The organism is Collinsella sp. LCP19S3_B7 (assembly GCF_052121795.1).
GTDB lineage: Bacteria > Actinomycetota > Coriobacteriia > Coriobacteriales > Coriobacteriaceae > Collinsella.
Window position 1 is genome coordinate 26455 of record NZ_JBQKDO010000003.1, and the last position, 21917, is coordinate 48371.

At 58.8% G+C, this 21917-nt stretch carries 18 protein-coding genes; 10 read left to right on the top strand and 8 right to left on the bottom strand.

Annotated elements, in window-relative coordinates; all coding sequences use genetic code 11:
* Nucleotides 1-141: 141 nt before the first annotated feature.
* Entirely contained in the window at nucleotides 142-906 is a 765-nt protein-coding gene (locus ACTQW0_RS01915; protein WP_441566668.1) for a DeoR/GlpR family DNA-binding transcription regulator, read from the top strand.
* Nucleotides 907-1057: 151 nt separating this feature from the next.
* On the opposite strand, the gene ACTQW0_RS01920 is transcribed toward ACTQW0_RS01915, so the two are convergent.
* From ACTQW0_RS01920 to ACTQW0_RS01935, 4 genes are all read right to left on the bottom strand, one after another.
* Nucleotides 1058-1363 carry a type II toxin-antitoxin system RelE/ParE family toxin gene (locus ACTQW0_RS01920; RefSeq protein WP_195240938.1) on the bottom strand — a complete coding sequence of 102 codons (306 nt, stop codon included), beginning with the start codon at nucleotides 1361-1363 and terminating at the stop codon, nucleotides 1058-1060.
* Complete coding sequence (locus ACTQW0_RS01925) at nucleotides 1353-1619, bottom strand: type II toxin-antitoxin system Phd/YefM family antitoxin (protein WP_117564761.1); 267 nt, start codon at nucleotides 1617-1619, stop codon at nucleotides 1353-1355. Before ACTQW0_RS01925 ends, ACTQW0_RS01920 begins: the two co-directional genes overlap by 11 nt.
* A gap of 379 nt (nucleotides 1620-1998) precedes the next feature.
* Complete coding sequence (gene lacG / locus ACTQW0_RS01930; RefSeq protein ID WP_349115184.1) at nucleotides 1999-3420, bottom strand: 6-phospho-beta-galactosidase; 1422 nt, start codon at nucleotides 3418-3420, stop codon at nucleotides 1999-2001.
* A gap of 75 nt (nucleotides 3421-3495) precedes the next feature.
* On the bottom strand, nucleotides 3496-5274 hold the full coding sequence (locus ACTQW0_RS01935; RefSeq protein WP_441566671.1) for a PTS lactose transporter subunit IIBC: 1779 nt from the start codon (nucleotides 5272-5274) through the stop codon (nucleotides 3496-3498).
* Between the two features lie 284 nt (nucleotides 5275-5558).
* On the opposite strand from ACTQW0_RS01935, the gene ACTQW0_RS01940 reads away from it, so the two are divergent.
* Complete coding sequence (locus ACTQW0_RS01940) at nucleotides 5559-6560, top strand: LacI family DNA-binding transcriptional regulator (RefSeq protein WP_441566673.1); 1002 nt, start codon at nucleotides 5559-5561, stop codon at nucleotides 6558-6560.
* 357 nt (nucleotides 6561-6917) lie between these two features.
* Here the strand turns inward: ACTQW0_RS01940 and lacG (ACTQW0_RS01945) are convergent, their stop codons facing one another.
* Nucleotides 6918-8357 (bottom strand): 6-phospho-beta-galactosidase, encoded by a 1440-nt coding sequence (gene lacG, locus ACTQW0_RS01945; RefSeq protein ID WP_154514977.1) that lies wholly within the window; start codon nucleotides 8355-8357, stop codon nucleotides 6918-6920.
* A 66-nt stretch (nucleotides 8358-8423) separates the two neighbouring features.
* On the bottom strand, nucleotides 8424-10199 hold the full coding sequence (locus tag ACTQW0_RS01950; protein WP_427718986.1) for a PTS lactose transporter subunit IIBC: 1776 nt from the start codon (nucleotides 10197-10199) through the stop codon (nucleotides 8424-8426).
* A gap of 357 nt (nucleotides 10200-10556) precedes the next feature.
* On the opposite strand from ACTQW0_RS01950, the gene ACTQW0_RS01955 reads away from it, so the two are divergent.
* From ACTQW0_RS01955 to ACTQW0_RS01980, 6 genes are all read left to right on the top strand, one after another.
* The gene (locus tag ACTQW0_RS01955; protein ID WP_441566675.1) at nucleotides 10557-11561 is read left to right on the top strand and encodes a LacI family DNA-binding transcriptional regulator; all 1005 of its coding nucleotides are present in this window, start codon (nucleotides 10557-10559) and stop codon (nucleotides 11559-11561) included.
* A 214-nt stretch (nucleotides 11562-11775) separates the two neighbouring features.
* Nucleotides 11776-12114, top strand: a complete 339-nt coding sequence (locus tag ACTQW0_RS01960) for a PTS lactose/cellobiose transporter subunit IIA (protein WP_441566677.1) — start codon at nucleotides 11776-11778, stop codon at nucleotides 12112-12114.
* Nucleotides 12115-12531: 417 nt separating this feature from the next.
* Nucleotides 12532-13542, top strand: a complete 1011-nt coding sequence (locus tag ACTQW0_RS01965; protein ID WP_441566679.1) for a hypothetical protein — start codon at nucleotides 12532-12534, stop codon at nucleotides 13540-13542.
* A 310-nt stretch (nucleotides 13543-13852) separates the two neighbouring features.
* Nucleotides 13853-14281: a galactose-6-phosphate isomerase subunit LacA gene (gene lacA / locus ACTQW0_RS01970; protein ID WP_006234830.1), complete on the top strand. Its 429-nt coding sequence runs from the start codon at nucleotides 13853-13855 to the stop codon at nucleotides 14279-14281.
* A gap of 63 nt (nucleotides 14282-14344) precedes the next feature.
* Nucleotides 14345-14869 carry a galactose-6-phosphate isomerase subunit LacB gene (gene lacB, locus ACTQW0_RS01975; RefSeq protein ID WP_441566681.1) on the top strand — a complete coding sequence of 175 codons (525 nt, stop codon included), beginning with the start codon at nucleotides 14345-14347 and terminating at the stop codon, nucleotides 14867-14869.
* A 344-nt stretch (nucleotides 14870-15213) separates the two neighbouring features.
* Nucleotides 15214-16149, top strand: coding sequence for a hexose kinase (locus ACTQW0_RS01980; protein WP_441566683.1), 936 nt, complete (start codon nucleotides 15214-15216; stop codon nucleotides 16147-16149).
* Between the two features lie 269 nt (nucleotides 16150-16418).
* On the opposite strand, the gene ACTQW0_RS01985 is transcribed toward ACTQW0_RS01980, so the two are convergent.
* Together ACTQW0_RS01985 and ACTQW0_RS01990 are read right to left on the bottom strand one after the other, a co-directional pair.
* A complete protein-coding gene (locus ACTQW0_RS01985) occupies nucleotides 16419-18047 on the bottom strand; it encodes a UDP-glucose--hexose-1-phosphate uridylyltransferase (protein ID WP_441566685.1) in 1629 nt (542 codons plus the stop codon).
* Nucleotides 18038-19243, bottom strand: coding sequence for a galactokinase (locus tag ACTQW0_RS01990; RefSeq protein WP_441566686.1), 1206 nt, complete (start codon nucleotides 19241-19243; stop codon nucleotides 18038-18040). The genes ACTQW0_RS01985 and ACTQW0_RS01990 overlap by 10 nt, the downstream gene beginning before the upstream one ends.
* A gap of 383 nt (nucleotides 19244-19626) precedes the next feature.
* Here ACTQW0_RS01990 and ACTQW0_RS01995 point away from each other — a divergent pair, with 383 nt between their 5' ends.
* Both ACTQW0_RS01995 and ACTQW0_RS02000 read left to right on the top strand, forming a co-directional pair.
* Nucleotides 19627-20613: a LacI family DNA-binding transcriptional regulator gene (locus tag ACTQW0_RS01995; protein WP_154515200.1), complete on the top strand. Its 987-nt coding sequence runs from the start codon at nucleotides 19627-19629 to the stop codon at nucleotides 20611-20613.
* Between the two features lie 129 nt (nucleotides 20614-20742).
* Nucleotides 20743-21903, top strand: coding sequence for an FprA family A-type flavoprotein (locus tag ACTQW0_RS02000; protein WP_427795508.1), 1161 nt, complete (start codon nucleotides 20743-20745; stop codon nucleotides 21901-21903).
* The last annotated feature ends 14 nt before the right edge of the window (nucleotides 21904-21917 follow it).

The window sequence follows — 21917 nt, forward strand, 5'->3', positions numbered from 1 at the left end:
TCCCACTAAAGCAGGGGGTATTTTTCTCAAAAAAGTGATGATTGGAGCTGTGCGGGCGTTCATTTTTGACGCGCACGAGTCTGATACAATTTGTTCGTTACTGTTTGAATTGACGCGAGCATGGAACAGTGAGGACTCATCGTGATTAAAGCGGAGCGACAGGATAAGGTTCGTCAGCTGCTCGAGAAGCAGGGCACGGTCTCGGTCAAGGAGATTTCGGATGCACTGGGCGTCTCGGATATGACGATCCGCCGTGATCTTGAGGAGCTTGCGAGCCTGGGCGAGATCGAGCGCGTGCACGGCGGCGCCCGCAGTGCGCAGGGTCGTCCCCACGCTATGTTGCGCCACGAGTACTCGCACAGCGAAAAGCGCACCAAGCATGCCGAGGAAAAGCTGCAGATTGCGCGCCGCGCCGTGGAGCTTATCGAGGAAGGTTCGACCATCTTTTTGGGTACGGGCACCACGGTTGAGCAGATGGCATCGATGCTGCCGGCGTGCCGCCTGCGCATTGTGACCAACTCGCTTTCGGTGTTTAACCTGCTCGAGGCGCGCGAAGACTTCGACCTGTGCCTCGTGGGCGGCATGTATCGTCGCCGCACCGCCGCTTTTGTGGGACCAACGGCCGAGGATACCCTGCGTGCGTTGGGTATCGACGCGGCGTTTATCGGTGCCAACGGCATTTTGGACGGCGACGTGTCCACATCTAACATGGAAGAGGGTCGTATCCAGCAGCTCGCCTTTAGCAAGGCCGACTCGCGCTATCTGATCGCCGACTCCAGCAAGATCGGCAAGCGCGACTTCTACACCTTCTGCCGTCTGGACAGCCTGGATGCCGTGGTGTGCGAGCCGGGTATCTCGGTCGAGGACCGCGCCGCCATCGAGGAGCATACGCAGGTCATCTGCTAGCCAGCGCTGCAGGAGGACTTTTGCCCTCTGCCAGCGCAGGGGTTATCGCTTCAATATGACGCGCAAAATGACGCGTATAAGTAAAAACACCATTTGTGCGTCAAATTTGATGACGCGCAAATGCGCTCGGGCCAAGTATTCAGCTTGTGGGCTAGACCAGACGGGCGTAGTCCTGTGACTGATGAAAGATGTGGGCGATATAGATTGTTTCGTGCTCAAACTTATAAAGGCACACGTAGTTGTTGATGGGAAACGATCGGTAATTACGTGCCGCCAGCTCTTGCATGTGCGAGAGGGGACGTAGGAGCGGCTGCTCGCGAAGCAGATCAAGCTGATATTCAAACTCAGCGACAAAATTGCCTGCTGCACGCGGATTCTTGAGGATTTGGGCAAGGTATCCGACAATACTCTCGTACTCATATCGCGCGCTTTTGAGGATTACGACGTTATAGGTCATATTTGTCTCGTATCGAAGCCGCGAAGGATTCGTAATCGCTGTAGTCGCCTTGTGATATTTCGTCTTCTGCCAACATCATACGAGACAGCAGTTTTGCCTTGGCGATTTCTTCTTGCATGAGGCGATACTGGTCGCTGCTGATGCAGTGCATGGCCTCGTAGCCGTTCTTAGTTACGGTGACGTCGCGCTCAGACTCAACAAGCGTAGTGAATGCAGCAGTGTCCTTCATATCTCGGACGGGCACACAAGCTGACATGGGTACCTCCTTTGCGTTGGGACACAATTGTACCACGGTGTGTCCATGCGGACGATACCGTCGAATCGTCTCAATCTGTAACAGTTGGGATCGAAAAACTCGGCTAGATGTTACAGATTGAGATTAAAGGGATTGACCTGTGGCGTTCGTCTCGATCTGTAACAGTTAGACGGTTAAAAGTGGGCTACGTGTTACAGATTGAGATATTTCTGCTCGGGCGTTCTGTTTGTCTCGATTTGTAACAGCTAGGGCCGAAATATTCGGTTAGATGTTACAAATCGAGACAAACGACCTGCTCGGGCCGCGCCAAAACAAAAGAGGCCGCATATGAACCCGTGGAGGGATTCGTATGCGGCCGACAGGGGGTATGCGGCGGAAACTAGGCCATGAGCAGGCCGGTCTCCGCGACGTTCTTGTACCAGTACGCGCTCGCCTTGGGATAGCGCTTCTGGGTCTCAAAGTCGATGTAGAACAGGCCGTAGCGCTTGTTGTAGCCGTTGGTCCAGGAGAACTGGTCCTGCAGCGACCACACAAAGTAGCCGTCGACGTTCACGCCGCCGTCGATCGCCTTGAGGATCCATGCGAGATGCTGGCGCATGTAGTCGATACGAGGGGCGTCGTCGATAAAGCCATCCTCGAAGTCGTCCTTATAGCCCATGCCGTTCTCGGTGATGTAGATCTTCTTGTAGTTGGGGTAATCGTTCTTAATGCGGAGCAGCAGGTCGTACAGGCCCTCGGGATAGATGATCCAGTCCCAATCGGTGGTGGGTACGCCTTCGCGCACGCATGCCTCGCCCACGCCCTTGAGGAACCAGCGCGAGGAGCCCTTGTCGCCGGTGCCATTGTGGTTGATGTCGTTTTCGCCCTCGGCAGCACGCAGGAACTGGCACTTGTAGGTGTTGACGCCCAGGCAATCGTTGTAGGGGAGCGCGGCGGTCAGCGCGGCGATGTCCTCGTCGCGGACGTCGAGCTCGCCGCCGGCGATATGGGCCAGCTTGGTCGCGGCTTCCATGGTGTCGGCTGCATAGTGGCCGCGGAAGGTGGCGTCGAGTACCCAGCGGTTGTTGATGACGTCGGCCATGCGAGCTGCCTCGCAGTCGGCGGCGTTGTTGGGGTCGAGGGGATACTTGGGCTCTAGGTTCTGGACAATGCCGATCTCGCCCTCAAAGCCGCCCTCATGGAAGGCGACGACAGCCTTGGCGTGGGCCACCATCATGTTGTGCATAAGCTGGAAGGCCTTGTCTAGGCGATACTTCTCGCCGTGCGGCCAGTTGCCGACGATAAAGCTGCCCTCGGCGGTCGCGGGAATCTCGTTAAAGGTAAACCAGTGCTTGACCTCGGTGAACTCGGCAAAGCAGAACTTGGCGTACTCGACAAAGGCGTCGATCGTCGTGCGCGTCAGGAAGCCTTCGCCGCCGTTCTGGTAAAAGGCCTCGGGCGTATCAAAGTGATCGAGCGTGACATAGGGGATAACGCCGGCTTTATTGCAGGTGGCAAAGAGCTCGTGGTAGAAGGCGACACCCTCGGGGTTGATCTCGCCAGTGCCGTTGGGGAAGATGCGGCTCCAAGCGATGGAGACGCGGATACCGTTGATGCCGAAGCGCTGGCACAGGTCGATATCGACCGGGTACTTGTTGTAGAAATCGCTTGCGGGGTCGGGGGAGAAGCGACCCTGGGCTGCCAGGAAATCATCCCAGGGCACTTTGCCCTTGCCGTGCGTGCGGGTCTCGCCCTCAACCTGGTAAGCAGCGGTGGCGCCGCCAAACACAAAGCCGTCGGGGAACTGCATGGGGTTGGTCATGAGGCATCCTTTCTGTGGGATACGAATAGGGAGAGGTGCCCGAACTGGGGATCCGGGCACCAACAGAGGGAGGAGCTAGTCGAGGTTCTCGCGGAGCCACTTGATGGCGCCAGCGGGGTCGCGGGTAAGGTCGATATATTCCTTACCGCGCGGGGCGAGCAGCTTAATGCCCAGGCGATCGGTGTCGGCCTTCATGTCGTTGTAGTAGCTACGAACCTGCGGGGCAAGCACGATAACGTCGTACTGATCCATGATGGCAGTGTGCTGACCATAGGCGCCCGCGGAGGAAGCGATGTTCTCTCCGGTCTGCGCGGCACCTTCCTTGATGGCGTTGGCAAGCATGGCAGAGGTGCCGGCGCCGGCGCACAGGACGAGGACCTTCAGGCCATCGACATCCTTCTTGGCGGATGCATCGGCGGCGGGCTCGGGCTGATCGGCGACAGGCTTGCTGTCGGCGGCGGCAACGGTCGTCTCGACGGAAGCGGTGGCCTGCTCGACAGCGGGCGCAGGGTTGCTGGCGGCGATGGTGGCAGCACCATCGGACTCGAGACCCAGCTCGGCGGCGCGCTCGGCCTCCTGGTCGCAGAGCAGCTTATCGTATGCCTTCAAGAACGGCAGGTAGATGATGGCATCCAGCAAGATGATAATCGCGACAAATACTAGGGCGATAAGCTGGAAGTTCGTGGTGATGAAAATGCCGATGGGGGCGGGGGTGGCCCAAGGCACCACGAAGGAGAAGCCGTTCATACCCACGTTATCGATAAAGAACTTGGCAACACTCACATTGACGCAGCCGGCAGCAACAAAGGGGATGAGCATGTAGGGGTTAAGGATCATCGGCGCGCCAAAGAGCAGCGGCTCGTTGACAGCAAAGGCGACCGGTACGATTGAGGCCTTACCGACGGCTTTGAGCTGCTTGGACTTCATAAAGAGAATCAGCAGAAGCGGCACGATGAACGTGGCGCCGGTGCCGCCGAACTCACCCACGAGCGACATGTTAAAGGTGAGGGAGTGGGCGGGGTGGCCGCCTGCCAGCAGGACCTGCAGGTTCTCGGCCTGGTTGGCAAGACGGATGGGGTCGATACCCGGCTGGACAATCGAAGGACCGTGGACGCCGATGAACCAGAAGAACGCGGTGGCTGCCTGGATAAGGATGAGACCGGGGTAGGTCTCTGCCGCAGTGAAGAGTGGGGAGAGCAGCTTGATGAGCAGCTCGGAGAACGGAACGCCCATGAGGTTGCGCACCACCACATCGATGATGCCGCAGATGATGACAGCGCCGCCAAAGGGGATGATGTCACGGAAGTTCTGAGCGATGGCGCCCGGGACTTCCTTGGGCAGCTTAATGGTCAGATCGCGCGAGACGCAGAATTTATAGACCCACACGGTAATGAACGCAGCGATATAGGCCGAGAACAGACCGCGCGTGCCCATGCTGGTGCAGTCGAAGACCGAAAGTTCGGAGCCGTTGAGCTTGGTGGTGAACTGCGTAACGGCGAGCAAAAGCATGCTGCACTGGGCGGCTACCATGGTGGAGCCGTCGTTGAGCACCTTGCCGGCGGGCATGCGACGGTTCATGGAGGCCGTGAAGTTCTTGGCGGTGGTGCCGGCGACCATGATGCCCATGACGCCCATGGTGAAGTTATACAGCTTGTTGCACCAGTCGATGAGCGGCTGGGGCAGCGTGATGCCAACTACGCCGGGAAGGGTGGCAATCAACAGGAAGATCGAAGAGGTGAGGACAATGGGCATACACCCAAGGAATCCGTCCTTGATGGCCTGGAGGTAGATGTTTCTCGAGATCTTCTCAAAGAACGGCTGATGCTTTTCGAGCATCTTTACGATGGCGTCCATAAAGCTCCTTTGTTACTTGATGCGCGATGCATGTGGATGGAACTGGTCGTCGATGGATGGTCAGGACTGCCCGGAAACCTTCCCGCTTAAGGAAGGCATTGCGAAATGACAACGTTGTCATTTCGTTAATGACAACGTAAGACATTTTTGGAAGAGCAACAAGGATTTACGGGTGAACGGTCGATATTGTCCGATAAACGGCTGATTTGTCAGTCGGGCAGGTAGTGTATGCTAGAACGCAAAAAACAAGCGATAGAGAACCGAGCGGAGAAGCAGTGGCAACGATGGACAAGAAAAACGTCTCGATGAACGATGTGGCGATTGCCGCGGGTGTTTCTCTCAAGACGGTGTCGCGCGTGATCAACGAGCCCGATAGCGTGCGCGAGTCGACGCGCGATAGGGTCCATGCTGCCATGGAGGCGCTCGGGTTTCGAACCAACTTTGCCGCGCGTTCACTCAAGTTGGGCCGTTACGGGTGCATCGGCGTGGTGATGTTCCACTTGTCGGGCGGCGCCGTGGACATGATTGACGGTATCGCCGATGCCGCCGAAGAGCGAGGCTTTGCGCTCACGATGATCAAAAAGCGGGCGGGGGAGAAGATGACCCTTGCCGAAGCCGCGCGCAGGATGTCGCAGCTGCCTGTTGATGGCATGATCTTCAACCTGCGTCAGATGGTCGATGACTTTGATACCTTTGAGGCGCCGAAAGACCTCAAGACGGTGATTATCACACCGATGGAGCATCCTACCTGTTCTACCGTCAGTGACGATCAAGAGGGTGGTGCGCGCATGGCGTGCGAGTACTTCTTGGATCATGGTCACAAGAACGTGTATTTCGTTTCTGGTAAGAAAGAGTCGCTGTCGAGCCAGTGTCGTATGAAAGGTTGGCGTGCGGCACTCGAGGCGCGTGGCATTGAGCCGCCCGAGCCTCTGCAAGGCGATTGGAATGCGGATAGTGGCTATGCCGCGGGCCTTGTGCTTGCCGATAAGCCCGATTGCACGGCGGTCCTCGCCGCTAACGACTGCATGGCAAACGGCGTGATGATGGCTCTACGTGACAAAGGGCTCAGTGTGCCCGACGACGTGTCCGTGATCGGCTTCGACGATGAGCTCTACAAGACGATTCCCAACTCGATTCTGACGTCGGTGAAGTTTCGCCACCGCGAGCTGGGCATCCGTGCACTTAACGAGGTCGTCGCAGGTCTTGAGGCTCCGAGCTCCAGAAGCCGCACGCTTGTGTCGGGCGTGCTGATCGAGCGTTCCAGCGTGAAGGACCTGCGGGTGTAGACGTGCTCGGCTCGTTCATCTCAATCTGTAACAGTTAGGACCGAAATACTCGGCTAGATGTTACAGATCGAGATTGAGAGGATTGTCCTGTGCGTTTATCTCAATCTGTAACAACCAGACGTCCAAAACCGGTTTTAGTGTTACAGATTTAGACAATTCGGCCCCGTCTTCCCGGTTTGTCTTGATTTGTAACAGCTAGGGACCAAAAACTCGGCTATATGTTACAGATCGAGACAAGCGGCCCCCCAGCCGAACAAAAACAAAAGGCCGGGGGCGGCGCGCCGTGTGACGTGCCACCCCCGGCTGAGAAATGGGGACAGGTTATGTGAGCGGGGCAATTCCGCTGGTCGCCAGCCGCTAGTCCAGACGACGGGTCTGCGCCACGTGCTTGTACCAGTAGGCGCTTGCCTTGGGCGTGCGCTTCTGGGTTTCAAAGTCAACGTAGAAGAAGCCATAGCGCTTGTTGTAACCATTGGTCCAGGAGAACTGATCCTGCAGACTCCACAGGAAGTAGCCGCCCACGTTGACGCCCACCTCCATGGCCTTGAGCAGCCAGCGCAAGTGCTGCTCGATGTAGTCGATGCGCGGCTGATCGTCCACAAAACCGTCCTTGTAGGGATCCTTGTAGCCCATGCCGTTTTCTGTAATGAAGATCTGCTTGTAGTTGGGGTAGCGCTGCTTAATGTAGACGAGCAGATCGAACAGGCCCTCGGGATAGATGATCCAGTCCCAGTCGGTGGTGGGGATGCCAGGCTTGTTCACGTGCTCGCCAATACCCTTAACGCGCCAGCGGCCGGTGCCCTTCTCGCCCGTACCGTTGTGGTGCAGGTCGTTCTCGCCGTCGTAAGCCTTCAAGAAGCGGCACTGGTAGTTGTTGACGCCCAGGTAGTCGTTGTAGAGCGCGGCCTCGCGCATAATCTCGAGGTCCTCGTCCAGGATCTCGATGGTGCCGCCCGAGACGGCAGCCAGACGGTTGGCGCACTCGAGGGTGTCGGGCGCGTAGTCGCCGCGGAAGGTGGCGTCGAGCAAGAACTGGTTCTGCAACACGTGCTCGTTGTTGGCGGCTTTGATGTCGGCGGGGTCGTTCTCGTTGAGCGGATACTTAAACTCCAACGACTGAATGACGCCGATCTTGCCCTTAAAACCGCCGTTGTGGAAGGCCAGTACGGCCTTGGCGTGGGCGAGCATCATGTTGTGCTCGCACTGGAAAGCCTCGGCCAGATGCGCCTTGACGCCGCCGGGGAAGGTGCCCTCGATGTAGGTGTTGGAGGCATCGGCCCAAATCTCGTTAAAGGTGAACCAGTAGGTCACCTGGTCGGCGTACTCCTTAAAGCAGAAGGTGGCAAAGTCCACAAAGGCATCGATGGTCTCGCGGTTGAGGAAGTCGCCCTTCTCAAAGAGGGCAAGCGGCGTGTCGAAGTGATGCAGCGTGACAAACGGCTCAACGTGGTGCTTGTGGCACTCGGCGAAGAGATCGTGGTAGAACTGCACGCCCTCAGGGTTGATCTCGCCGGTGCCGTTGGGGAAGATGCGGCTCCAGGCAATGGAGAGGCGAATGCCGTTGATGCCGAACTCCTCGCACAGCTCCAGATCGACGGGGTACTGGTTGTAGAAGTCCGAAGCGGGATCGGGGGAAAAGCGCCCCTGGGCCTCCAGGAAGTCGTCCCAGGCAACCTTGCCTTTACCGTGGGTGCGGGTCTCGCCCTCTACCTGGTAGGCAGCAGTGGCGCCGCCAAAGACAAAGTCCTCGGGAAACTGCGCAGGCGGGTTGGTGACGCTAGCAGGGTTAACGGACATGATGATCCAATCATCTAAATCGAAGGGCCAGCCGGTCTTGGATGGTCGGCTGGCCCTGTGCGTTACTTACTTCGAGAGTTGCTCGCTTACGAAGGCGAGAGACTTATCGCCGTTCTGGGAAAGCTCAATGTACTGCTTACCGCGGCAGGCGACGCACTTGTTGCCCACGCGCTCGCAGTCCTTCTGCAGGTCGGCCAGGTAGCTTGCGGCTTGCGGGGCCAGGACGACCAGATCGAAGTCGGGGAGCATGTCCACGTGGTTGCCATAGGCCTCGGCAGCGGTTTCAAGATTGATGCCGCGCTCCTTGGCGGCCTTGGCCAGCGCGTTGGCGAGCAGGCCCGAGGTACCGCCACCCTGGCAGAGCACGAGCACGCGTTTACCGTTGAGGTCGCTGGTGGCCGTTGCCTCGGCAGCGGGTGCTGCGGAAGCGGCGGGAGCGCCGGCTTCCACGGCCTCGGCAGCAGCGCCGGCGGCAACGCTCTTGGCGTCGGCCTTGCCCTGGAAGGCATCGTTGAGCTTGGCGGCCTTTTCGGCGTTCTTGGCGGCGAGCTCCTCCTGGGAAATCTCGGCCTCCTCGGCGCACTTCTGGGCGTCATAGGCGCGGAAGAACGGATAGTACAGAACGAAGTCGACGACCAGGATAAGGGCGAGCATCACAAAGGCGAGCGGCTGGAAGCCCAGGCCCATGATGGTGCCGATGGGGCCGGGGACGGTCCAAGGCAGGGTGTACATAAAGCCGTTCATGCCCAAGAAGTCGATAAAGATCTTGAGGATCCAGATGTTGGCGATCGGGGCAAAGACAAACGGGACAAAGAAGACGGGGTTGAGCACGATAGGCGCGGCGAACAGCAGCGGCTCGTTGACGGCAAAGCACACGGGGACGATGGCGGCCTTACCGACAGCGCGCATCTCCTGGGACTTGGCCAGGAAGCAGAACATAAAGACCAGGACGAGCGTGGCGCCGGTGCCGCCCATGCAGACGACGAAGTACTGGGCACCCTGGGTCAGGACAGCGGAAGCGTGCTGGCCGGCCTGGAACGCAGCCAGGTTGTCGGTCATGTTGGAAACGAGGGCGGCGGCGATGGCGGGCTCGACGATCGAGGGGCCGTGGACGCCCACGAACCAGAACAGGCTCATGGCGCCGTAAATCACAGCAAGGCCGATGTAGCCGTCGGCAGCGGTGAACAGGGGCTGGAACACCTGGATGACGCCCTGGGCAAAGCAGAAGCCAAAGGCAGCGCGGAAGACGATGTCAAAGACCCAAAAGACGGTGATGCAGACGGAGAAGGGGATGATGTCCTTAAAGGTCTGCGAGATGTTGGGCGGAACCTGCTCGGGCATCTTGACGGTGATGTTGCGCTTGATAAAGAACTTGTAGATGATGCCGGTCACAAACGCAGCGATGAAGGCGGTCAGTAGGCCCTTGGAACCAAGGTAGGTGGTGTTGAAGCCACTGGCGGCATCCGTGGCGATGGTGTCGCTCGAAAGGAGCAAGAAGCCGATGATGGCCGCGCACATGCACGAGATAAAGTTGATCTGGTTATTCTTGGGCAGATCGCGGTTCTGGGCGTCGGCGAAATGCTTGGCCGTGGTAGCGGCGCAGGCGATGGCCAGGATGCCCATGGAGTAGTTGTAGCACTTCCACAGGGCGTTGTTGATGTCATCGGGCCAGTAGAAACCCCAGATGTTGGGGACCGAGGCTACCAGGCAGAAGATGGACGAGAAGATGATGATGGGGATGACGGAGATAAAACCGTCGCGGATCGCCTTGAGGTACTTGTTGCGGGCGATCGCGTTGAAAAAGGGCTGGCCCTTTTCGATGGTGGCGATGAGTTGCTCCATGCAAAGCTCCTAAGAGTCGGTGGGTTAGCAACGATGGTAGCTTTTGACGTTTGGTTGCCAAAATGTTGACGTTGCCATTTTGTGACACAAAATAAGATGCGAACCGATGGCCCCTGTGCCTGCGGACCGTCGATTTCTTGCGCGTAAACGTTTGAGCCGCCCGGTGGCTCTGTGTTTGCACAATGGCAACGTTAACATTTGGGCGATAAAAGCCGTTCGGGGAAGCAAAAATGTCGGTGAACGGTAGGTTTTGGGTGGTGAGCGTATGGTGGGGGAGGCGTTAGATATACTTGAAGATGTTTCATTTGACTGCGTAGGGTGCCACCAATGGCATCGTTGACATAGAAAGATCGACCTATGGCCGCTGTTAAAAAAACGGTTTCCGTTAAGGATGTGGCGCTCCTCGCGGGCGTCTCAGAACAGACGGTCTCGCGCACCGTCCACGATTCGCCCAGCGTGCGCCCCGAGACCAAGGAGCGCGTGCGTGCCGCCATGCGCGAGCTGGGGTATCGCCCCAATTTTGCCGGTCGATCGCTGCGCCGCGGCAAGTTTAAGACCGTCGGCGTCGCCATGTTCAACATTACCGGTACCGGCAACCTCGACCGTATGGAGGGCTTTGCCGCCGCCGCCGATAAGCACGGCTACGCCATTACCCTCACTAAAGTAGATGGACATCCGTATACCCTCGAGAGCGCATCGTCGCGCATGAGCGCACTGCCGGTAGACGGCATGGTTGTGATCATGAATCGCATGCCGGCGGACTTTGGAACCTTTGAACCGCTGCCCGGCATGCAGACGGTGCTCGTTACGATGTTGGAGCACCCGCTCTGTTCAACGGTCGATAACGATCAGTTCGATTGTTCGCGCCAGGTTGTCGAGTACTTGCTGGGGCAGGGGCACAAGACCGTGCACTTTATCTCGTGTCCCGAACGCTCGCTTTCGGGCATGCAGCGCGAGGAGGGCTGGCGCGAGACATTGCGCGCGCATGGTATTGAGCTGCCGCGACTCATCCGTGGCGACTGGACGGCGCGGAGTGGATATGCCGCAGGCCAGGCTCTGGCGGACGATCCGACCTGTACCGCCATCTATGCCTCCAATGACGCCATGGCCTACGGTTGCATTCGCGGACTCGAGTCGCGCGGAAGGCGTGTGCCCGAGGACGTGAGCGTGGTGGGGGTTGATGATAGTCTGGGCGACATCGTGCCCGATCGTCGCCTGACCACCGTGCGCTTTGACAACAAGCGTGTCGGCATGTGGGCAGTCGACAAGATCGCCGGCGCCGAGGGAGTTGCGTCTGGCGTGGAGCACATGCTGATCCCCGGCGTGCTCGTAGAGGGCGATACGGTGCACGATTTGCGTTAGGGCGCGGTCCTGTTTGGGTTTCCGTTAATCATGTTTGATATTGTTCGAAATGGTTTGGAAACCGTTCGCGGGTGAAAAAAGACCGTTCACGGCTCAAAATAACGGTTTGTATTGTTCTTTTTTGTTTGAATGTTATTGTTTCTGTCATACACAGCGCAGCGCGTATGCCCGGACGCGGTGCTCTCCGTTGGTTCATATGTGAAAGGAACGCAATATGGCAACCAAAGAAGAAATCTCGATGGTTGGATTCGAGATTGTCGCATACGCGGGTGACGCCCAGACTGATCTGCTTGCAGCGCTCGATGCTGCTCGCGAGGGTGACTTTGAGAAGGCCGAACAGCTGCACAAGGATGCCAGCGATGCGCTCATCGGCGCCCACGACACGCAGACCAAGCTGCTTGCGCAGGAGGCCGGCGGTGGCGAGATGGAGATGACCTTCATCATGGCTCACGCTCAGGACACTCTCATGACCACCATGATCTTGGAGAAGCAGACCCGCTTTACCATCGATGCCTACAAGCGCATCGCTGAGCTCGAGGCCAAGCTCGCCTAACGAGCCCGCACAACCAAGTCCTCTTCCAAAAGCCCTGCCGCTATCCGCGGCAGGGCTTTTTCTGTATCCTATCTGTCTTGGTTACGGTGAAATTTGGGTTGACAGGCCAAGATGACCCGCTTTCCTCCGTCCCCCGAGGGGTAGTGGCGATGCTCGCCACGAAAATGGCCCATCTACTACGTTTAACCCGATACCCCCGAACACACCCGCGTTTCATGAAAAACTGCAAGCGTTCTACCTGTGGTTTTGTTTTTACGCCACGGGGCATGGTCGGGGATGGGCAGTTAACCGTAGTAGATGGGCCCATTTCATGGCGGGCAGGTCATGCAGCAGTCTGTTGCGTCTCTTGCCGTTCGGTTTTTCGCTGGGTGGGTATACTTCCATCCGCAATACAGGCCGGAATGAGGAGGTATCCAAATGCCGGACAACGGATTGATTCAAAAGAGAGACGCGGGCGAGATGGCTCATGGGCGTCCTGTCCAGATAACCGAGCAAACAACGGTGACCGAGCTGCAGCCCAGCCTATCCGATGTCGTGTGCGCAAACAAAAAACTGCAGATTGGCCTCATCGTTGCGCTCGTGGCACTGGCGCTGCTGTCGGGGTTTGTGGCTCGTCCGCATTTTGCCGATACCAAGACTTGGAACTCTACCATCGAGGTCATCGATCAAAAGAAGGGCAATGTATTGGCGCTCACGACCTCGTGCGTCGCCCTATCTGCGGGTATCACTGCGCTGCCGGGCGATACGGGAACGCCGGTTGCCGAGCAGCTCGCACAGCTTTCGGGTAATCTTGGTATCGTGCTTGCCGTGCTATACCTAGAGAAATATTTACTCACGATTTTGTGGTCGGTTGGCCTGGGCATCCTGATCCCGTTTGCGCTGGTGCTCTTTGCAGCGTCGCTTGGCATTCACGGACGCTGGAGCACGAGCACGGTCATTCGTCGCGTGGCAACGCGTGTGCTGGTGGTCGCCATCATTAGCATGGTGTTGGTGCCCGCGAGCGTATGGGTGTCGCAGAAGGTCGATGAAACGTATCGAGTGAGCATCGAGGCGGCCGAGCAAAAGGCGACTGACGCTGCGAGTGCGGCAGATAGCGATAGCTCCAAAGCAACTAAGAAAAAGACCGAGTCCGCAGAGTCCAAGAACGTGCTTGAACAGCTTGCCGACGGTGCCTCGGGTCTCGTCACGACGGTGACCAGCGGCGCCAAGCAGATGACCGATGAGATTGTGCAGCAGGTGACCGATCTGATCGAAGGTGTCATCGTGATGATAGTGACCTCGTGCGTTATCCCATTGCTGGTGCTCGCGGCGTTTTTGTGGCTGGGGCACACACTGCTGGGGATTGATATTTCCGGGCCGACGAATTATTTGACGGGCCGCTTTCTGGGCACTCCGTCCAAGCATGCCAAGAAGGGCGGCCAGTCCTAGTAGCTAAAGCTGCCGTATATACCGGGGAATACCGCCGAAGGGCGGCCGAGACACGTTCTCGGCCGCCCTTTTGTTTGTTGAACACATGGTCGCTACGCCCGCGCCCGGTCCAAACGGTCAGCAATCATCCGTGAACGGTATTTGTTCAAAAAAGAACAAAGATAAACAAATAGTTGTTGCAGTTACTGTTCGAATGTGTTCAAATAAACATGAACAGTGAAGAATCGCACATTCAGATGCCCGGACCTGAACGAGATTCAACACTTCCAAACAGAAACAACGCACCTGCGTATCTCTCAAGGAGGATGTCATGAGGGTTGTAATCGCTTCCGATGCCGACGGCATGTCGATGAAGGAGTCCATCAAGGAGATGCTCATCGCCGATGGTCACGAGGTCGTCGACTATTCCGAGACCCCTGCCGCGGACTTTGTCGATTCCGCTACCGCCGTTGCCAAGGACCTGCTGGAGCACAAGGATTCCCAGGGCTTCGCATTCGATAAGTACGGTGTCGGCTCCTATATGGCCGCCGTCAAGATCAAGGGCATGGTCGTCGCTAACATTTCCGACGAGCGTTCCGCCTACATGACCCGCGAGCACAACGGCTCACGCATGGTCACCATGGGCCCGGGCGTTGTGGGCACCGAGGTCGCCAAGAAGATCGCCCGCGAGTTCCTGCGTGCACAGTACGCCGGCGGCCGTCACCAGATCCGTGTCGACATGCTCAACAAGATGGCCTAACGAGAGCCACCGAGAACTCGAACTTCTACCTCAACTTGTGAATTCAGACGAAAGGACGTTCTGATGAAGAAGACCATCGCAATCGGTTGCGACCATATCGTTACGGACGAGAAGATCTATCTGGCCGACCGCCTGGAGCAGGCTGGCTACCAGGTGCTCGACTGCGGCACCTACAGCCACACCCGTACGCACTATCCCATCTACGGCAAGGCCGTGGGCGAGGCTGTTGCCAGCGGCAAGGCCGACTTTGGCGTGGCCCTGTGCGGCACCGGCATCGGCATCACCAACGCCGTCAACAAGGTTCCCGGCGCCCGCTGTGCCCTGGTTCGCGACATGACCTCTGCCCTGTATGCCCGTCGCGAGCTCAACGCCAACATCGTGGGCTTTGGTGGCAAGATCACCGGTGAGTTCCTGATGGCCGATATCATGCTTGCCTTCCTGGAGGAGCCTTACGAGAAGACCCCCGAGCACGATGCCCTGATCGCCAAGATCGATGCCTGCAATAAGGCCGACGCCGAGGCTCAGGCTGACCCGCACTTCTTTGACGAGTTCCTTGAGAAGTGGGAGCGCGGCGAATACCACGACTAATTGGGTTACGCGGTTTTGCCAAACCGCGTAACGGGTCGACGCTGCGCGGCGTTCAGGCACCCCATCTCGTCGCTCAAACCGTCGCTCGCGTACATGAAGTACGCGTCGCTCCTCTTTCGCGGCGACCTGGGGCACCTGATCGCCGCTCGCTGACGTTGGGGACACCTGCAGGGTTACCGCTGTTGTTGCGAAGCTTTCTGGTTCGGTAAGCTGCTCCGATAACACGTTTGCTTGCTGAGCTTGTGTGCTTCGTTATTGACGGACCCGGCATTCTGCAGCTTTTTAATTGACGGCTCGCGTTTCTGTGATGGGGCGCGGGCCGGTTTTCTAAACAGGAGTTCAATATGATTCTGACCGTTACCATGAACCCGTCGATTGATACGCGCTATCAGCTCGACAAGTTGATCATCGACGACGTGAACCGCGTGACGCCCGAAAAGACCGCTGGCGGTAAGGGCCTCAACGTGAGCCGCGTGTTGCTGCAGCTGGGCGACGACGTGCTCGCGACTGGCCTGCTTGGCGGTCACATGGGTGCCTATATGGCCGAGCTCATGGATGCCGATGGCGTCAAGAACGACTTTGTGCCCATCGCCGGTGAGACGCGCATTTGCCTGAATATTCTGCACGAGGGTAATCAGACCGAGCTTTTGGAGAGCGGCCCGCAGATCGCCCCGGCCGAGCTCGAGGCCTTTACGGCCAAGTTTGCCGAGCTTGCAGCGAAGGCGGACGTTGTGACGCTTTCGGGCTCGCTGCCGCGCGGTGTCGATGCCGGCTACTATGCCGAGCTCGTCAAGATCGCCGAGGAGGCGGGCGCCAAGGTGCTACTCGACACCTCGGGTGCATCGCTGGAGGCCGCGCTGGAGTCCGACGCTAAGCCCGAGCTCGTAAAGCCCAACCTGACCGAGATTAACGGCCTGCTGGGTACGTCCTTTAAGACCGATGATGTCGATGCTCTGCGCGAGGCGCTTGCCGCCGATGGCCGCTTTGCCGGTATTCCCTGGGTTGTCGTTTCGATGGGCGCTGCCGGTTCGGTGGGCTTCCATGAGGGCCGCGCGTTCCGCGCCAAGACGCCTGCGATTGCGGCTGTGAACGCGACGGGTTCCGGTGACTCGACCATCGCCGGCTTTGCGCATGCCATTGCTGCCGGCGCCGACGACGTCACCGTGCTCAAGACCGCCAATACCTGCGGCAAGCTCAACGCCATGGATCCCAAGACCGGCCACCTGGTCATGGACCGCTGGGACGAGGTCTACAACAGCGTAGAGGTAACCGAACTTTAGAGTTACGGCGCACCGAACAAAACGAGAGTGGATAATCTCCCATTTTGGGCTCGCAAGCGGGCTTAGAGTGGGAGATTTTCCACTCTCATGAGAGGCAGCTAATTTGGGACGGGGCTATTTTGACTACTTCTAGATGCAAAGTAGTCAAAATAGCCCCGTCCCAAATTAGCTGCCCTTGCACCAAAAACGGCGCCCGCCGGCGATGTTGCCGGCGGGCGCCGTTGTCTTGAAGACGAAATGATCCGTTTTCCTCCGTCCCCAAGGGATCATTACAGCGAGTCAATAAAGCGCTGTTGGGCGGCGCGTCCCGCCTCGTCCCACTTAAAGACGCCGGCGTTGTCGAGCACGTGGCCAAACACCATGCCGACCTCCTCGTGCAGGATGTCGATGGCGCTATCCGCCGTAAGCTCGTCGGCGCGGCGGGCAAAGACATCCTCGGCCCATGCGGCGTGGCTGCGGCAAAGGTCGTCGCCCTCGAGCGCGCCGGCAAGGTCGTAACTGACATCGGCCTTGGCTGCCAGCAAGTGCTCGCGGACAGCGCCGAGCTCGGGAACCAAGCGCGGCGGCAAAATGGCCAAGCCCATGACCTCGATCAGGCCGATGTTCTCCTTCTTAATATGGTGGTACTCGGCATGCGGGTGAAATACGCCCAGCGGATGCTCGTCGGTTGTGATGTTGCAGCGAAGCGCCAGGTAGGCCTCGTAGATTTCGCCGCCGGCATTGCCGCGAGAGTCGACGCGGCGGATGACGGGCGTCACAGTGTTATGCGCCACGCCGTCGGCTGTGTGTGCGATGACGCCCACAGACTCATCGGTCCACTCGCGCCAGGCGAGGATAATCTTCTCGGCGGCGTCGAGCAGCTGGGCGCGGTCGTGCGAGCGCAGTCTCAGCACTGAAAGCGGCCACTGCAACACGGTGCCGCTGACCTGGTCAAAGCCGGGCACGTTAAACTGCGAGACCTCGGCGGCATGCATCATGGGGAACTCGTGCGCGCCGCCCTGGAAGTGGTCGTGCGACAGAATCGAGCCGCCCACGATGGGCAGGTCGGCGTTGGAGCCAATAAAGTAGTGCGGGAACTGGTCCACAAAATCGAGCAGGCAGGTCAGTCCCTTACGGTCGACGTGCATCGGGCGATGCTCGGAGCTCATAGCAATGCAGTGCTCGTTAAAGTACGCGTACGGGCTGTACTGGAAGCCCCAGCGCTCGCCATTGAGCTGAATGGGGATAACGCGCAGGTTCTGGCGAGCAGGGTGGGCGCCGCCGTCGGCTGCGGCGGAGCGTCCAGGGTAGCCCTCGTTCTCGATGCACAGTTGACAGGCGGGATACTTCTCGCCCGTGTTCTTTGCGGCGCCGGCCGCGGCAATGTCGCGCGGGTCCTTCTCGGGCTTCGACAGGTTGATGGTAATTTCCAGGTCGCCCCAGTTGGTGGGGGTACTCCATTTGATATTGCGCGCGATGGCGGCGCGGCGCACGTAACCGGCGTCACAGCACAGACCATAGAACCAGTCGGTCGCGGCGCGGGGCTCGTTGACGCCCATGCGTCCGTTGAACTCCTCGTTTACAACCGAAGGCCTCGGCATGAGCGCGCCCATGATGCGCATGGCGATGCGGTCGCGGCCCGACGCCGTGTCCTCGGCAGCGCCGTTGGCAACGGCGTCCTCGGAAAGCGCGGCAAGCGTGCCCTCCAGGTCAAAATCGGAGAGCGTATCGGGGTGCAAGAGCGAGAGCTTCTCGTTCTGCATCGCCCAAGCCATGTCGAGCGCGGGACCCGTGGCGCCGATGCACTCCAGAATGGTGTTGTAGGCCCAGATGCGGTCATCCTGTCCGATCATCGATCGATGGATGGCATACTCAATCAGGCCCTGCGCGGCCTCGCGCACATCAGTCATTACAGCCATGCAGCGTAAGCCCCCTTGTCAGAAATTGCGTAGTGGCGGGCAGAGCCCTCGCCCAGCCAGCCGTTCATCTTGGAGATAAAGGTGTCGACCAGGTCGAGCGGCACGAAGGCCTGGATAGTGCCACCAAAGCCGCCACCGTGGATGCGGACGGCGCCGCGGCCGTCGAGCACATGCTCGGCCAGCGCCAAGGCATACATGGAAGGTTGCTCGGAGCCCAGTTTGGCGACGACATTCTGCAGGTACATGGCGGAGCTGGCACCGGACTCGCGCGTCAGGACCAGGAACTGGTCGATGTCGCCGGCGCTAAGGGCTGCCCAGCGCTTAGCGACCAGGCCGTTCTCGTACCAGTAGTGAACGGCGCGCAGGCAGGCGCGGTCGCCCAGCTTGGCGCGTAGCTCGGGGAGCTTGGCGTCAAAATCCGCCACGTTTACCTCGCACAGGCGTGTCTTGCCAAACTCGGCGGCGACGTCCTGCATCTCGCGCGGAACGGCGGCGTAGTCGTCGGTAGCTGCCACATGGTCGGCGCCAACCTTAACGAGCACGAGCGCATAGCCGTGATCCTCAAAGTTGAGTTCGAGCTTCTGGGTTTTAGGCTGAGCCTGGTCCTCAAAGTCCATGTAGGCGAGGCCGCCCAGGCACACGGCGGCCTGGTCCATAAGACCGCAGGGCTTGCCATAGTAGTTGTTCTCGGTGCGCTGGCTCATCTGGGCGAGCGCGACGGGCTCGATGGCGGGCGCGCCCCAGAGCGTCTCCATGGCGCGGCCGTACGCCGCCTCGACGGCGGCAGAGCTCGAAAGACCGCCGCCCGAGGGGACGGAGCAGGTGAAGGCGAAGTCGAAGCCCTGGGGCTCAACACCCAGAGCGGCGATTTCGTGGGCCATGCCGCGGACGAGGCTCGCGGACGTGCCCTTCTCGGATTCCTGAACATCTAGCGTATCGAGCGTGATCTCAAACGTAGGATAGCCCTCGTCGGCGACGCGGACCTTGTTGGAGTCGGTTGCCACGGCGATACCGTCAACGGCGACATCGAGCGAGCCGGCGATAACATGGCCGCCCTCGTGGTCGGTGTGGTTGCCGCTGATCTCGGAACGGCCGGGTGCGTGCACGTAGAGTACCTGGCGGTCGCCGATTGGTCCAAACTCCTCCTCAAACAGCCTGGTGAGCATGGTGAGTGTCTTTTCGTCGGGGGTGGTCATGGGAGTCCTTTCCTTGGCGCGCACGGGTGAGTTTTGCGTCGCTACGAGTACGTTAACAACTTGAAGCGGTATGAACCAAGTGTTCACGATGCCGCACGTTACGGGCTATGTTAACGTACTCATAACAGATCGCTTGTCACTTTTTGAGAATCTGGTAGTCGGTAGAATTACAGCCGTGAACGGTAATGCCGTATGAACTTATAAAGCAGAAGAGATGCAGATAGAAAAAGTAGAGTACGTTAACATGCGTCCGACGATAGCGGGCTTCGGCGCGGGGTGTGTTTCTGCCCGGGTCGGCATGCACGCTATTCAAATTTCGCAAGGGTGAAGGTGATTCTGTGGCAAGGCACTCGTCCAACGATACGGGTACGCGTCCGGTCTCCATGGCCGACGTCGCCCGCGCTGCCGGTGTTTCGCAGCAGACGGTTTCGCGCGTCGCCAACGGCTTGCCCAACGTTAACGAGCAGACGCGCCAGCGCGTGCAGGCCGCTATGCAAGAGCTCGGTTTTCGTCCGAGTTATGCCGGTCGCTCGCTGCGCGACGGCCGTTACCATTCGGTCGGTCTGTGCGTCAACGATATCACCAAGTTTGGCAACCTCTCAATGATCGACGGCATTGCCAGCGCTGCTCGCGAGCATAATTGCGCCATCACGCTGGTCGAGATGTCCAAGACCGAGGAGTTTTCGCTTGCCGAGGCCACGCGTCGTATGGCTGCGCTGCCGGTGGACGGCATCATCATCGGTATGAGCCGTATGGCGCCCGATTTTGAGACGTTTGATCCGCTGCCGGGCATTGGCACGGTTATTGTTACCATGTACGCGCACCCGCGGGTGACCACGGTCGACTCCGACCATTACGGCTGCTCGCTCTTGCTTATGGATCATCTGTTTGAGCTGGGGCACGAGCAAATTCGCTATATTGGCGGCCCGTCGTTCTCGGTCGACGAGCAATTTCGTCGCGCCGGCTGGCAGGATGCGCTCGAGCATAAGCACATTAAGCCACAGGCGCCGCTCGAGGGCGACTGGTCTGCCAACAGCGGCTACGAGGCCGGCAGGTACCTGGCCGAGCACGATCGCACCATGACGGCGATCTATGCGGCAAACGATCAGATGGCAAATGGCGCGATTGCCGCGCTGCGTGATAGCGGCCTGCGCGTGCCCGAGGACGTAAGCGTGGTGGGCGTCGACGATTCGCTCGACGACTTTGTCGCGCATAACGAGCTCACGACCGTTCGATTCGATTTACATCAGCGTGGACGCGAGGTGTTTGAGCACGCGGTTCCCGAGGCGGGTACGGCGGGCAAAACCGTTGCTATCCGTATTCCCGGCCAGCTCATTATTCGACATAGCACAGCGATGCCACGCTCATAGTTTGCGCAGGTAAACGGCGATTCATCGTATTTCAATAACAATCGGTAAGGATGCCGGCAGACAACATTTGGAATGCTGCCAAGTGCTATTATAGACAGGTTATTGTGTCTATCTAGGAGGCTGTGCCTGATGGAGATCACCAAGGATATCCGCTACATTGGCGTCAACGATCACGACATTGACCTGTTCGAGGGCCAGTACGATGTGTCCGAGAACGGTATGGCATACAACAGCTACGTTATCTTGGGCGATAAAATCGCTGTCGCCGATTCGGTCGACGGTGGTTTTGTCGACGAGTGGCTCGGCAACCTCGAGGCCGCGCTCGATGGCCGCACGCCCGACTACCTGGTCATCCATCATATGGAGCCTGATCACTCCGCCGGTATCGCCGCCTTTATGGAGCGCTATCCCCAGGCGCAGATTGTGGCCAGCATGGGTGCTTTCCGCATGATGGTCAACTACTTTGGCACCGACTTCCCCGAGCGCAAAATGGTTGTCAAAGAGGGCGATGTGCTCGACCTGGGCGGCCACAGCCTGACCTTTATCGGCGCCCCCAACGTTCACTGGCCCGAGGTACTCTTCTCCTATGAGGCCACCGACAAGGTGCTCTTTAGCGCCGACGGCTTTGGCAAGTTTGGCGCCAACGACATCGAGGATCCCGAGGGCTGGGCTTGCGAGGCTCGCCGCTACTACTTTGGCATCGTGGGAAAGTTTGGCAAGTTTGTGCAGGCCGTGCTCAAAAAGGCTGCCGATCTGGATATTCAGATCATCTGCCCGCTCCACGGTCCTGTCCTTACCGAGAACCTGGGCTATTACCTCGACACCTACAACACCTGGTCGAGCTATCAGCCCGAGGACGAGGGCATCACGATTGCCTATGCGAGTGTGTATGGACATCTGAAGGCTGCCGTCGAGGAGCTCGCATCTGCGCTCGAGGCTCGCGGTCAGAAGGTTTCCGTCTTTGACCTGGCTCGCGACGACATGGCCGAGGCCGTTGAGGATGCGTTCCGCTATGACCGCCTGGTGCTCGCCTCCATCACCTATCAGGGCGAGATCTTCCCGTTCATGAGCACCTTTATCCACACGCTCGCCGAGCATGCCTACCAGAACCGCACCGTGGCGCTCGTCGAGGCCGGTTCCTGGACGCCCGCCGCTGCCAAGGTTATGACCAAGGAGCTCGAGGGCATGAAGGACATCACCCTGGCGCAGAACAAGGTGACCGTGCTGGGCTCGCTCAACGACACATCGCGCGCCCAGATCGAGGCCCTCGCCGACGAGCTTTCCAAGTAGCGATATTTCGCTTT

Coding starts and splice junctions, on each gene's coding strand:
- ACTQW0_RS01950 (WP_427718986.1), bottom strand. CDS start 10,199: ATGGAGCAACTCATCGCCACCATCGAAAAGGGCCAGCCCTTTTTCAAC.
- ACTQW0_RS01960 (WP_441566677.1), top strand. CDS start 11,776: ATGGCAACCAAAGAAGAAATCTCGATGGTTGGATTCGAGATTGTCGCA.
- ACTQW0_RS01920 (WP_195240938.1), bottom strand. CDS start 1,363: ATGACCTATAACGTCGTAATCCTCAAAAGCGCGCGATATGAGTACGAG.
- ACTQW0_RS01980 (WP_441566683.1), top strand. CDS start 15,214: ATGATTCTGACCGTTACCATGAACCCGTCGATTGATACGCGCTATCAG.
- ACTQW0_RS01955 (WP_441566675.1), top strand. CDS start 10,557: ATGGCCGCTGTTAAAAAAACGGTTTCCGTTAAGGATGTGGCGCTCCTC.
- ACTQW0_RS01965 (WP_441566679.1), top strand. CDS start 12,532: ATGCCGGACAACGGATTGATTCAAAAGAGAGACGCGGGCGAGATGGCT.
- lacG (WP_154514977.1), bottom strand. CDS start 8,357: ATGTCCGTTAACCCTGCTAGCGTCACCAACCCGCCTGCGCAGTTTCCC.
- lacA (WP_006234830.1), top strand. CDS start 13,853: ATGAGGGTTGTAATCGCTTCCGATGCCGACGGCATGTCGATGAAGGAG.
- lacG (WP_349115184.1), bottom strand. CDS start 3,420: ATGACCAACCCCATGCAGTTCCCCGACGGCTTTGTGTTTGGCGGCGCC.
- lacB (WP_441566681.1), top strand. CDS start 14,345: ATGAAGAAGACCATCGCAATCGGTTGCGACCATATCGTTACGGACGAG.
- ACTQW0_RS01940 (WP_441566673.1), top strand. CDS start 5,559: ATGGACAAGAAAAACGTCTCGATGAACGATGTGGCGATTGCCGCGGGT.
- ACTQW0_RS01925 (WP_117564761.1), bottom strand. CDS start 1,619: ATGTCAGCTTGTGTGCCCGTCCGAGATATGAAGGACACTGCTGCATTC.
- ACTQW0_RS02000 (WP_427795508.1), top strand. CDS start 20,743: ATGGAGATCACCAAGGATATCCGCTACATTGGCGTCAACGATCACGAC.
- ACTQW0_RS01990 (WP_441566686.1), bottom strand. CDS start 19,243: ATGACCACCCCCGACGAAAAGACACTCACCATGCTCACCAGGCTGTTT.
- ACTQW0_RS01995 (WP_154515200.1), top strand. CDS start 19,627: ATGGCCGACGTCGCCCGCGCTGCCGGTGTTTCGCAGCAGACGGTTTCG.
- ACTQW0_RS01935 (WP_441566671.1), bottom strand. CDS start 5,274: ATGGACGCCATCGTAAAGATGCTCGAAAAGCATCAGCCGTTCTTTGAG.
- ACTQW0_RS01985 (WP_441566685.1), bottom strand. CDS start 18,047: ATGGCTGTAATGACTGATGTGCGCGAGGCCGCGCAGGGCCTGATTGAG.